12 protein-coding genes and 1 pseudogene are annotated in these 11627 nt (G+C 72.5%); 6 read left to right on the top strand and 7 right to left on the bottom strand.

Features of this window, described 5'->3' with window-relative positions; all coding sequences use genetic code 11:
• Nucleotides 1-43: 43 nt before the first annotated feature.
• Nucleotides 44-931, bottom strand: coding sequence for a LysR family transcriptional regulator (locus AC1QRC_RS08830; RefSeq protein WP_484206393.1), 888 nt, complete (start codon nucleotides 929-931; stop codon nucleotides 44-46).
• Between the two features lie 83 nt (nucleotides 932-1014).
• Here AC1QRC_RS08830 and AC1QRC_RS08825 point away from each other — a divergent pair, with 83 nt between their 5' ends.
• On the top strand, nucleotides 1015-2019 hold the full coding sequence (locus AC1QRC_RS08825) for a DMT family transporter (protein WP_484206392.1): 1005 nt from the start codon (nucleotides 1015-1017) through the stop codon (nucleotides 2017-2019).
• On the opposite strand, the gene AC1QRC_RS08820 is transcribed toward AC1QRC_RS08825, so the two are convergent.
• On the bottom strand, nucleotides 1971-2717 hold the full coding sequence (locus AC1QRC_RS08820) for an SAM-dependent methyltransferase (protein ID WP_484206391.1): 747 nt from the start codon (nucleotides 2715-2717) through the stop codon (nucleotides 1971-1973). The two genes, AC1QRC_RS08825 and AC1QRC_RS08820, sit on opposite strands and share 49 nt — an antisense overlap.
• On the opposite strand from AC1QRC_RS08820, the pseudogene AC1QRC_RS08815 reads away from it, so the two are divergent.
• The 5 genes and pseudogenes from AC1QRC_RS08815 to AC1QRC_RS08795 all read left to right on the top strand — a co-directional run.
• Nucleotides 2619-3266 (top strand): annotated as a pseudogene (locus tag AC1QRC_RS08815) (FAD-binding protein); the annotation flags it as partial. The gene AC1QRC_RS08820 and the pseudogene AC1QRC_RS08815 sit on opposite strands and share 99 nt — an antisense overlap.
• Before the next feature lie 163 nt (nucleotides 3267-3429).
• Nucleotides 3430-4083, top strand: coding sequence for a hypothetical protein (locus tag AC1QRC_RS08810; protein ID WP_484206737.1), 654 nt, complete (start codon nucleotides 3430-3432; stop codon nucleotides 4081-4083).
• Complete coding sequence (locus AC1QRC_RS08805; RefSeq protein WP_484206736.1) at nucleotides 4080-4268, top strand: hypothetical protein; 189 nt, start codon at nucleotides 4080-4082, stop codon at nucleotides 4266-4268. Before AC1QRC_RS08810 ends, AC1QRC_RS08805 begins: the two co-directional genes overlap by 4 nt.
• 93 nt (nucleotides 4269-4361) lie before the next feature.
• A complete protein-coding gene (locus AC1QRC_RS08800; RefSeq protein WP_484206390.1) occupies nucleotides 4362-5690 on the top strand; it encodes a class I SAM-dependent methyltransferase in 1329 nt (442 codons plus the stop codon).
• A gap of 9 nt (nucleotides 5691-5699) precedes the next feature.
• The gene (locus tag AC1QRC_RS08795; protein WP_484206389.1) at nucleotides 5700-6080 is read left to right on the top strand and encodes a DUF1304 domain-containing protein; all 381 of its coding nucleotides are present in this window, start codon (nucleotides 5700-5702) and stop codon (nucleotides 6078-6080) included.
• 85 nt (nucleotides 6081-6165) lie between these two features.
• Here the strand turns inward: AC1QRC_RS08795 and AC1QRC_RS08790 are convergent, their stop codons facing one another.
• From AC1QRC_RS08790 to AC1QRC_RS08770, 5 genes are all read right to left on the bottom strand, one after another.
• A complete protein-coding gene (locus tag AC1QRC_RS08790; protein WP_484206388.1) occupies nucleotides 6166-6984 on the bottom strand; it encodes a MetQ/NlpA family ABC transporter substrate-binding protein in 819 nt (272 codons plus the stop codon).
• A gap of 121 nt (nucleotides 6985-7105) precedes the next feature.
• On the bottom strand, nucleotides 7106-7945 hold the full coding sequence (locus tag AC1QRC_RS08785; protein WP_484206387.1) for a MetQ/NlpA family ABC transporter substrate-binding protein: 840 nt from the start codon (nucleotides 7943-7945) through the stop codon (nucleotides 7106-7108).
• 54 nt (nucleotides 7946-7999) lie between these two features.
• Complete coding sequence (locus AC1QRC_RS08780; protein WP_484206386.1) at nucleotides 8000-8659, bottom strand: methionine ABC transporter permease; 660 nt, start codon at nucleotides 8657-8659, stop codon at nucleotides 8000-8002.
• Nucleotides 8656-9651, bottom strand: a complete 996-nt coding sequence (locus tag AC1QRC_RS08775; RefSeq protein WP_484206385.1) for a methionine ABC transporter ATP-binding protein — start codon at nucleotides 9649-9651, stop codon at nucleotides 8656-8658. Before AC1QRC_RS08775 ends, AC1QRC_RS08780 begins: the two co-directional genes overlap by 4 nt.
• Before the next feature lie 431 nt (nucleotides 9652-10082).
• Nucleotides 10083-11606, bottom strand: a complete 1524-nt coding sequence (locus AC1QRC_RS08770; RefSeq protein ID WP_484206384.1) for a glycosyltransferase family 39 protein — start codon at nucleotides 11604-11606, stop codon at nucleotides 10083-10085.
• Between the last annotated feature and the right edge of the window lie 21 nt (nucleotides 11607-11627).

Here is an 11627-nt window from a genome sequence, read left to right as displayed (position 1 = left end):
GGACGGGCGGCAGCGCACGCCGGGCTCGCGCGGCGGTGCCCGGTCAGGACGTCGCCAATTCCCGCAGGAGCTCCACGGCACGCCGGGCGGGAGGGGTGCCCGCCACCGGGTCGCGGACCAGCACCCGGAGGGTGCGCACCGGAGTCGGGTCCACCAGCGGCACCGCCACCACCCCCGCGGGCAGCACCCGGCAGGCGAGCTCGGGCATCACGGTGACCCCCAGGTCGTGGGCCACGAACGCCAGCGCGGTCGCGAAGTCATGGGTGTCGACGGCGAACCGCGGGTGGAACCCGCAGGCGGCCGCGGCGTCGATCGCCAACGAGCGGCAGGGAGCGCCGGGGACGTCGTTGTCGACCCAGGCCTCGTCGGCCAGCTCGGCCATCTCGACCTGCTCCCGTCCGGCGAGCCGGTGACCCTCGGGGACCACGACCAGGTAGGGGTCCTCGAGCAGGTCCTGGGAGGCGTAGCCCGCCGGTGGGGACGGGTGCAGTCGGGCGACGGAGACCTCCAGGTCCGGGGCGGGCGCATTCGGCGCGGGCACGAGCTCGGCGTGCTGCAGCACCAAGCGGAGGTCCGGGAACTCCCTGTTCAGCGCGGCCACGACCCGTGGCATCCAGGCCGCCCCCACCGAGGCGAAGTAGCGCAGCACCAGGGTCCCGCTGCGTCCAGCCCGCAGGTTGTCGACCGTGTCCTGCACCCCCGCGAGCGCGCCCAGCACGTCGTCGCTGGCCGCGGCGAGACTCCGCCCCGCCGCGGTCGGCTCGATCCCGCGGCCCACCCGCTCCGTCAGTGTCAACCCGGTCTCCCGGGACAGCGCCGACAGGTGCTGGCTGACCGCGGACGGCGTGTAGCCCAGGAGGGCGGCGGCACCCTGGACGGAGCCAGTCGAGACAACCGAGCGCAGGACCCTGAGGCGGTGCACGTCGAGCATGGCGTGACACTACAGTGCTACTTAAGTTTTGTGAAGAAAGATTCGCTTGTGCTGATGTATGCGGAGGGGCCAGTGTGGCTTGCATGACCACCGCACCCCCGTGCCCCACCCCCGCGTCGACGCCGACCGCGTCACAGGTCCCCGTGGCGCCCCGCGCCGCCCTGCTCGCGGGCCTGGCGGTGGTGGTGACCATGACCTTCTGGGCGTCGTCCTTCGTCGCCATCCGGTTCGTCGGCCCCGACCTCTCCCCCGGCCCGCTCGCCCTGCTGCGCGTGGTGGTGGCCACGGTGGTGCTGGCACCGTTCGTGATCCGTCGCGGTCTGGCGGTGCCACGCGGTGGCCGGGCGTGGCTGCTGGTCGGCAGCTACGCGGCCCTGTGGATGGCCCTCTACTCCGTGGTGCTCAACGCCGCGGAGCACCACCTGGACGCCGGGACCGCGGCGATGCTGGTCAACGTGGCGCCGATCCTGGTGACGCTGTGGGTCGGGTTCGTGCAGCGCGCCGGCTTCACGGTGCCGCTCGTCGCCGGGCTGGTCGTCGCCTTCTCCGGGGTGGGGATCATCGCGCTGGGCGCGGAGGGTGCGCAGCGCGATCTGGCCGGGGTGCTGCTCGGTCTGCTCGCCGCGGCCCTCTACGCCGCCGGCGTGCTCCTGCAGAAGGGGGCGCTGCGCACGATCGACCCCCTGTCGGCGACCTGGTGGGGCACTGCGCTGGGAGCCGTCGCCCTGGTGTTCTACCTCCCCTCGACCATCGTCGAGGTGGCCGCGGCGCCGGCTGGCGCGATCCTGGCCGCGGTCTACATGGGGGTCTTCCCCACGGCCGTGGCGTTCAGCCTCTGGGCCTACGCCCTGCGCCGGGTGGACGCGGCGCGACTCAGCCTGAGCAGCTACCTGGTCCCGGCGATCACCGTGCTCCTGTCCTGGGCCCTCCTGGCGGAGGTCCCCACCGTCCCTGGCATGGTGGGCGGGTCGCTCTGCCTGCTCGGGGTCGCGATCAGCCGGCTGCGCAGCCGGCGGCGCGCCACGACGGTCGACGGTGGTCAGCGACGGATCAGCGCGAAGATCCCCCAGCCGAGGAACTCCCGCTGATAGGTCACGTGCTGCAGGGGAGCCCGGTCCAGTTCCGCGCGCACCTCACCGGCCAGGTCGTCACCGGGGTTGGCGTCCAGCCAGGCACGCAGGTTCCACCACTGGGCGGCGACGTAGCGGTCCCAGCTGTCCTGGTCGGCCACCACCATCTCGACCAGGTCCCACCCGAGGTCACCGAACAGGCCGACGAGGCCCGGCAGGGTCCGGAAGTCCTCGACGGACGTGGCGTGACACCCCGCCAGCGTTTCCTCGTCCAGCGGCTCCCGCCGCCAGTAGGGCTCTCCCACCAGCGCCACGCCCCCGGGGCGCAGGCTGCGCGCCAACAGCTCGAGGGTGCCGGGCACGCCGTCCCCGATCCAGGTCGCACCGCAGCACGAGGCCACGTCGACCGGATCCGGCGCGACGTGCTCTGCCGCGTCCCCGTGCACGAATTCGACCTGCCCCGTCACCCCCAATGCCACGGCACGTTCCCGGGCCGCGGCGACGAACTCGGTGCTGATGTCCACCCCCGTGCCGACGATGCCGTGGTCCCGTGCCCAGGTGCAGAGCAACTCCCCCTTCCCGCACGCCAGGTCCAGCACTCGGGTCCCGGCCGCAAGATGCAGCGCCTCCCCGAGCGTGGCCAGCTTCGCCGGGGTGAACGGATCCAGGATCCGGTGGCTGGACTCCCGGATGCCGAAGATGCGCGGCAGGTCCATGCGGACTCCTCTCGTCGGGTTCCCGACGCTAGACCGGACGCACCCGACCCGCGAGAGGTTTTGCACCCCCTTGGCCCGGGCGGTCCACGGCGGCAGGATGGGACCGGAGGTGGTTCCCGGATGGAGACCGCGCAGACGCCGGGCCCCCGCACGAGCGAGCACGAGGCGGCCGTCAGGGCCCTGACCCAGGACTACGCCCGGTTGCCCACAGACCAGCCGGTGCGCCTGGCCAAGGCCACCTCCAACCTGTTCCGGCGGCGCACCGAGGCCGCCCACCGTCTGGACGTCTCCGCGTTCACCGGCGTCGTCTCCCTCGACCCGCCCGACCACACCGGGACGGCCACGGCACGCGTCGCCGGCATGACGACATACGAACAACTCGTCGACGAACTCCTCCCCCACGGCTACCTGCCGCTCGTCGTCCCGCAACTCAAGACGATCACGATCGGCGGCGCGGTCACCGGCCTGGGCATCGAGTCGACATCCTTCCGCAACGGCCTGCCGCACGAGTCGGTGCGTGAACTGCAGATCCTGACCGGCACCGGCGAGGTCGTCACCGCCAGCCCGGACGGTCCGCACGCCGACCTGTTCCGCGCGTTCCCCAACTCCTACGGCTCGCTCGGGTATGCCGTGGGCCTGGCGATCGAGCTGGAGCCGGCCCGACCGTATGTCGAGCTGCGGCACGTGCGGTTCACCCACCTGGAGCGAGGTGATGGCGGCCATCGGACAGGTGATGGGCACCCGGCAGTGGGACGGCCAGCAGGTGGACTTCGTCGACGGCGTGGTGTTCTCGGCGACCGAGTCCTACCTGACGCTCGGGCGGTGGAGCGATCGGGTGGAGGGCCAGCCTGCGCCGAGCGACTACACGGGGCAGCAGATCTACTACCGCTCGATCCAGCACCGGCGGCGGGACGTGCTGACCGCGGCCGACTACCTGTGGCGGTGGGACACCGACTGGTTCTGGTGCTCGCGCGCGTTCGGTGCGCAGCACCCGCGGATCCGGCGGCTGTGGCCGAAGAAGTACCTGCGCAGCGACGTCTACTGGAAGATCGTGGCGTTCGAGCAGCGGCACGGCGTCATGGCGGGGATCGACCGGCGCCGCGGGCGACCCGCCCAGGAGCGGGTGATCCAGGACGTGGAGATCCCGCTGGACCGCACCGCCGAGTTCCTCGACTGGTTCCTCACCGAGGTGCCCATCGAGCCGGTCTGGCTGTGCCCGGTGCAGTTGCGGGAGACCGGGAGCGCGACGGGACGGCGGGCTCCTCCCCCTGGCCGCTCTACCCGATGCGCCCCGGGGAGCCCTACGTCAACGTCGGCTTCTGGTCGGCGGTGCCGATCCTGCCGGGCCGCAGGCACGGCGACGTGAACCGGGCAATCGAGGCCAAGGTCACCGAGCTGGACGGCCACAAGGGCCTCTACTCCGAGGCGTTCTACGACGAGGAGACCTTCGACGCGCTCTACGGGGGCGCCAGCTACCGCCCCGTGAAGGCGCGCTACGACCCGGACGGCCGGTTCCCCACCCTCTATGAGAAGGCGGTCGGCTCCCGCTGACCCGGCCGGCGCAGCGGCGGGCTCCGGCCCCGGCAAACCGCTGCACTGCGGCGCTGCGGGGGTGCAAGATGGGGGTCGCGGAGGTGAGCCGACATGGCGATGACGGTGGGCGAGGCATTCGACCGCTTCCTGGGCACGGTCCCGGGGCTGCGGATCGAGGCGTATGACGGGTCGAGCGGCGGCGACCGGTCACCGGACGCCCGGGTCCTCCGGCTCAAGAGCCCTCGAGCGCTGAACTACCTGCTGTCGGCCCCCGGCGAGGTCGGACTGACCCGGGCCTACCTCACCGACCAGCTCAGCATCGACGGGATGGACGAGGGCTACCCCTACCCCGAGCTCAAGCTCCTGCTCGGCGGCCGCACCGCCAACCGGCCCGCGCTCCGGGAGCTCCCGGAGCTGCTGGCCCTGGCCCGCCGCGCGGGGCTGCACCTGCCCGAGCTGCCTCCGGAGGAGACGCCGTCCCCGTTCCGGCGACTCGCGCACGGGCTGCGGCACGGTCGGGAGCGGGACGCCGAGGCGATCCACCACCACTACGACGTGTCCAACGCCTTCTACGAGCTGCTGCTCGGGCCGTCAATGACCTACACCTGCGCGGTCTATCCCACGCCGGACGCCACCCTGGAGCAGGCGCAGTCCTACAAGTACGACCTGGTGAGCCGCAAGCTCGGCCTGCGCCCCGGCATGCGCCTGCTCGACGTGGGGTGCGGCTGGGGCGGCATGGTGCGGCACGCCGTGCGGCACTACGGCGTCACGGCGCTCGGTGTGACGCTCTCCAGGGAGCAGGCCGACTGGGGCCGGGCCCGGGTGGCCGCCGAGGGACTGGCCGACCGCGCGGAGATCCGGCACAGCGACTACCGGGACGTCACCGAGCGCGGCTTCGACGCGATCTCCTCCATCGGCCTCACCGAGCACATCGGGGTGGGCAACTACCCGGCATACTTCGCCTTCCTCCGCGAGCACCTGCGCGACGGGGGCCGGCTGCTCAACCACTGCATCACCCGCCCGACCAACAGCAAGCCGGGCGTCTCCAAGGGGTTCATCAACCGGTTCGTCTTCCCCGACGGCGAGCTCGCCGGCTCCGCGACGATCGTGCGGGTGATGGAGGACGAGGGGCTGGAGGTGCGGCACCACGAGAACCTGCGCGAGCACTACGCCCGCACCACCGGCGCCTGGTGCGAGAACCTGTCGGTCCGCTGGGACACCGCCGTCGCCGAGGCCGGGCTGGGCACCTGTCGTCTGTGGGGCCTCTACCTGGCCGGCTCGCGGTTGAACTTCGAGCGCAACCACATCCAGCTGCACCAGGTGCTCGCCTCCCGCACCAGCGCCGAGGGCTGCTCCGGCTTCGCGCTGCGCCCCGACTGGGAGGAGGCCGCCCAGGTCCGCGACAGCGCGGTTCCGGAGCGGCACCCCCGACCGGCATAGGCTCCACCCATGACCGTTGTTGCCGCCGTCGCCGTGGGCCTGGCCGCGCTGCTGCACGGCTACATCTTCCTGATGGAGAGCGTGTGGTGGCGCAGGCCCAGCACCTGGCGCCGGTTCGGCCTGCGCAGCCAGGAGGACGCCGACACCACGGCGCCGATGGCCTACAACCAGGGCTTCTACAACCTGTTCCTCGGGATCGGCGCCGCACTGGGCCTGGTGCTCTTCCTCGCCGGGCAGGACACGGCGGGCCGCACCCTCGTGCTGTTCGCGACCGGGTCGATGGTCCTGGCGGCGGTCGTGCTGGTCACGACCGGGCGGGGTTTCCTGCGGGCCGCGGCGATCCAGGGCACCCTGCCGCTGATCGGCTTCGCGCTCTTCCTCGCCCTCTGACCGTCCCGCTGACCCGTCCCGACCCACGGTCGGGGCCGTGCCGCAGGCCCCCTCCCGCCCACGGCCCGACCTCCGGCCGACGGTGTCAGAAGGCGGCGATCACCGATCCCTCGTAGGTCTCGTCGATGAACTGCCGGACCTCCTCGGAGGTGAGCAGCTCGGCCAGCGTCTGCAGGTCCTCGTCGTCCTCGTCGCCGGCCACGGTGACCAGCAGGTTGGCGTACGGGTTGTCGTCGGGGGACTCGACCGCGATGGAGTCCTCGGCCGGCGACAGGCCCGCCTCGACGGCGTAGTTGCCGTTGATCACCGCGGCGTCGACGTCGGCCAGGCTGCGCGGCAGCTGGGCGGCCTCCACCTCGGTGAACTCCAGGTTCTTCGGGTTCTCGTCGATGTCGAGCACGGTCGCCGAGGCCTCCCCGGTGTCGGCCAGGGTAATCAGGCCCTCCCCGGCGAGCAGCTCCAGCGCCCGCGCCCCGTTCGTCGGGTCGTTGGGGATCGCGACCTGGGCCCCGTCGGGCAGCTCGGCCACGGCGCCCACCGACTCGGAGTAGAGCGCGAGCGGCTCCAGGTGCACGGCGGTGACGATCTCGAAGTCGTAGCCCGCGTCGGCCTCCTGCTCGGCCAGGTAGGGCTCGTGCTGGAAGTAGTTGGCGTCCAGGGCGCCGTCGTCGAGGGCGACGTTGGGCTGGATGTAGTCGGTGAACTCCACGATGTCCAGCTGCAGCCCGGCGTCCTCGGCGAGCTCGTCCTGGACGAACTGCAGGATCTCGGCGTGCGGCACGGTGGAGGCGCCGACGGTCACCGAGCCGTCGCCGGCGGTGTCGGCGCCCTCGGCGTCCGAGCCGCAGGCCGCGAGCAGCAGCGAGCCGGTGAGGGCGGTGAGGACGAGGGTGGTGCGGGGCATGGGTCTGGTTCTCCTTGGGTGAGGACTCCGGTATGCCGAAGCCCGGGTGGGTGTGGTGGTGCGGGTCGGGCGGTGGTCGGGTGGGGCCGGCGGTGGACGGGTGCGCCGGGGCGCCGCGCGGTCAGAAGGCCGCGACGACGGCCCCCTGGTAGGTCTCGTCGATGAACTGGCGGACCTCCTCGGAGGACAGCAGCTCCCGCAACGTGACCAGCCGTGGGTCCTCCTCGTCGCCGGTGCGGGTGACCAGCTGGATCACGTAGGGGCTACCGTCGGCGGACTCCACGGACAGGGCGTCCTGCGCCGGGTTGAGGTCGGCCTCGATGGCATAGTTGCCGGGGATCGCGGCGAGCTCGACGTCCTCCAGGCTGCGCGGCAGCTGGGCGGCCTCCACCTCGCTGAACTGCAGGCCCAGTGGGTTGTCGGTGATGTCTAGGCTGGTCGGCACGTCGCCGGCGTCCTCGGCCAGGGTGAGCAGACCCTCCTGCTCCAGCAGCAGCAGGCCGCGGGCGCCGTTCACGGGGTCGTTCGGGATGGCGACGGTGGCACCCTCGGGCACGTCGGCCAGGTCGGTCACGCTGTCGGAGTAGAGGCCCTGGGGCTGGAAGTTGACGCCGAGCAGCTCGGTGAAGTCGTAGCCGGCGGTCTCCTCCTGGTCCGCCAGGTAGACCGAGTGCTGGTAATAGTTCGCGTCGACCGACCCGTCGTCCAACGCCACGTTGGGCTGCACGTAGTCGGTGAACTCCACGATCTCCAGCTCCAGCCCGGCGTCCTCGGCGAGCTCGTCCTGGACGAACTGCAGGATCTCGGCGTGCGGCACGGGCGTCGCCGCGACCTTCAGCGGGGCGTCGGTGTCGGAGCCGGCCGCGCCACCGCCCGCGGCGTCGGAGTCACCCCCGCAGGCGGTCAGCGTCAGGGCGGCGGCGAGGGCCAGGGCGGTGGGGCGGGCAGCGGTGAGTCGCATGGGGTGCTCTCTCATGGGTGGGTGGACGAGGTATGTCGTGGGGCGAGGTGTGCGTCAGCGGTGCGCCAGGCGGCGGGCCAGCCGGTCGCCGGACACCTGGATCAGTTGCACCATGACCAGCAGCACGGCCACACAGGCCAGGGTGACCTCGGTGTTGAACCGCTGGTAGCCGTAGCGGATGGCGAAGTCCCCGAGTCCGCCGCCACCGATCGCCCCGGCCATCGCGGAGTAGGAGATCAGCGCGACCAGGGTGACGGTGGCCGCGGCCACCACACCGGGACGCGCCTCCGGCAGCAGCACGGTCCGGACGACGTCCCGGCGCCGGGCCCCCATCGACAGCGCGGCCTCGACCTTGCCGGGGGCCACCTCGCGCAGCGACGCCTCGACCAGGCGGGCGATGAACGGCACCGCCGCGATAGTCAGCGGCACGATGGTGGCGGTCGAGCCGATGGTGGTCCCCGTGACGGCCCGGGTGATGGGGGCGACCAGCACGAGCAGCACGATGAAGGGCACCGAGCGGCCGACGTTGACGATGGTGCCGAGCACGCTGTTGAGCGTCCGGCGCGGGTCCAGCCCGCCGGGGGCCGAGATCACCAGGAGCACCCCCAGCGGGATGCCGAGGACCAGTGAGATGCCCATCGAGACGCTGACCATGTAGAGGGTCTCCCAGGTGGCGTCGAGCAGGGCGGGGCCGGTGCGTTCCCAGTTGGTCATGAGGCCACCGCCCCCGCGTCCAGCACGAGCTGTCGCTGACGGTCCTGTGCCCAGACGCGGGCGGCACGCACCTGCACCGGGTCGCCGTCGAGCCGCAGCTGGAGCCGGCCGAAGCGGACGCCGGCGAGGGTCTCGACCGAGCCGCCGACGACGGCCACGTCGACCCCGAACTCGCGGACCAGTTGGGAGACGACGTCGTCGCTCCCGGCACCGCCGACGGTCACGTCGACGACGTTCTCCCCGGGCACCCCGGGCGGTGGCGGCAGCAGCCGGGTGGCCAGCGGGGAGTCCGGGCGGGCCACGACCTCAGAGAGGGGGCCGCTGTCGACCACGCGCCCTCCCTCCAGGAGGATCACGGCGTCGCAGACCTTCTTCACCACGTCCATCTCGTGGGTGATCAGGACGGTGGTGAGACCGAGTTCCTCGGTCAGCTCGCGGATCAGCGCCAGCACCGAGTCGGTCGAGACCGAGTCGAGGGCGCTGGTGGCCTCGTCGCAGAGCAGCACGCTGGGTGAGGGGGCGAGGGCCCGGGCGATGGCCACCCGCTGCCGCTGCCCGCCGGACAACTGCGCCGGGTGGTGGTGCAGCTTGTCGGCCAACCCGACGCGCTCCAGCAGGGCGGTGGCCCGTCGCCTGCGCTCGGCGCGGCCCACGCCGGCGAGCTCGAGCGGCAGCTCGACGTTGCCCAGGGCGGTGCGCGAGTCCAGCAGGTTGAACTGCTGGAAGATCATCCCGATCTGGCGGCGGGCCCGGTTGAGCCGGGCGCCCTCCAGGGTGGTCAGCTCCTGACCGTCGATGAGGACCGAGCCGGTGTCGGGGCGCTCCAGCAGGTTGATGCAGCGCGCCAGGGTGGACTTGCCGGAGCCGGACGGCCCGACGATGCCCATGACCTGTCCGCGCTCGACGTGCACGGACACGTCGTCGACGGCGTGGACGGCGCCGTGGCGGCGCGTAGCGGGGAACGTCTTGGAGACGTTGCTGAGCGTGATCACAGGGGGTCCTCGGGTGGGTGCATGGCAGGGAGGCGCAGGGGTGGGCCCCGGCGCCCGCGCGACGCTGGGCGGAGGGTTCTCGAGAGGGGTGGTGCGGGGGAACGGGTGATGCGGGTCAGAGGCCGCGCGGCACCGGACACATTCGGCAGCCCCGACAGCTGTCGAACGGCCCGCGGTCGCGGTCTCCGAGCATGCGCGTCTCCTTCATCGCTCCTGGCGTGAGCACCTTCCGGGGATCCGGGGTTGCTGCGGTCTGCGGGCCAGGTCCCTGAACCGCTCTGGATGCGTTCCTGGTGTCGATGTTACGCAGGGGGCACTTGAACTCTCAAACTCGCGCCGCATGATCCACGCCACACACCGGCATGTAGAGTGTTCCTTACAGCAGAATCCTCGATAGAGACTCGTAGTTCGAAACGGCGATTCCACGCGGCTCAGCCGAACCTAGCCACCTCGGGCCAGATCGCCGCCCACCCCTGCTCCCCCAGCCGGCACAGCCGGATCGGCGCACCGTCCTCCTCGTTGTCGACGCCCGGCGGGCTCTGCACGTGCGTCACGGTCCGACAGCTCCCGTCGAACCAGTCCGTCTCCTCCTCGGGGGCCAGCCCGCCGACGACCACCACCGTGGTGGCGTCCTCCGGCGGCGGGCCCCAGGTGCCGTAGGCGTTGTGCCCGGAGTAGACCGGTGGCAGCCACCGGTCGCCGACGACGTCTCCGTCGCCGTCGTCCTCGCCGGCCAGGCGCCGCGCCCGGTCCAGCGCCCCCGCCTCACCGCAGTTGCGGGTGAGCACGACGGTCTGCCCACGGGAGTCCGCGGGGACCTGCGCGGTCACGCCCGCGACCGTGTCGACATACGCCTCCCATCCGACCGTCTCCGCACCGTCGGGGTTCACCGTCTGGGCGATCCCGAACACCGTCGAGCCGACCGGGGCCAGCGGCAGGGCGAAGACGAAGGTCGGGACCGAGACCACCAGCGCGGCCGCCATCGCCCGACCGGGCCGGTCGAGCAGGCGCTCGGCCCAGGCGGGCAGCGCCCCGGCCCCCAGTGCGAGGGCCGCCGGGAACAGCCCGGCGAGGTAGTAGGGCTTGCCTCCGGTCGCGACGACCACGACGAGCAGCGCCAGGTAGGCGACCCCGAGCCAGCGCCACGGCCGCAGGTCCGCGGACCTCAGGGCGGCGACGACGCCCACCACGATCAGGAACCCGGCGACCGGCCCCGCCATGAGCAGGTGGAGCGGGGCGACCAGCCAGCGCTCGGCCGACGACGTCGACCCTCCCCCGGCGATGTTGGCGGCCACCTCGAGCATCGGCCACCCGTGGACCTGCTGCCAGACCAGGTTCGGCGCGGCCAGCGCACAGGCGATCAGCCCGGCCACCCACGGTCCCGGGCCGAGCAGCGGCCGGCGGGGCCCCACCAGGAGCAGTCCGACCAGGCAGCACGCGAGCACCAGCCCGGGCAGGAACTTGATCTCGAGCGCGATCCCGGCCGCGATCCCGGTCCACACCCACGGTGCGACCCGCTGGGGCTCCTGCCGGAGGGCGCGGACGAGCAGCAGCACCACCAGCGTGGTCATCGTCACGTCGAAGGTGGTGATCGAGAACAGGTGGCCGGTGCCGAGGACCACGCCGGTGAGCGCGGTCCCGACGGCGGTCACCACCTGGGCCCGGGGGCCTCCGCCGAGCTGCCGCGATGTCAGTGCGGCCAGGACGACCGTCGCCCCTGTCGCGAGCGCGGGCAGGATCCGGAACGCCCAGAGGTGCCCCCCGACGAGGTCGTGCCAGCCGGCGGCGAGCAGCGGCACCAGCATCGGGTTGTCTGGCTGGGCCCAGGCCGGGTGCCGGCCGCCCTCGATGAAGTAGAGCTCGTCCCGGTGGAAGCCGTACCGGCCGGCCACCACCAGGAGACCGAGCACCACGAGCCCGGCCGCCAGCCAGACCCCGCGTGGGAGACGCGCCACGCCACCACCCCCTTCGACCCG

This window comes from Ornithinicoccus sp., assembly GCF_057176825.1.
The sequence above is the reverse complement of the archived record's forward strand: the minus strand, read 5'-3'. Positions and strand labels throughout refer to the sequence as shown.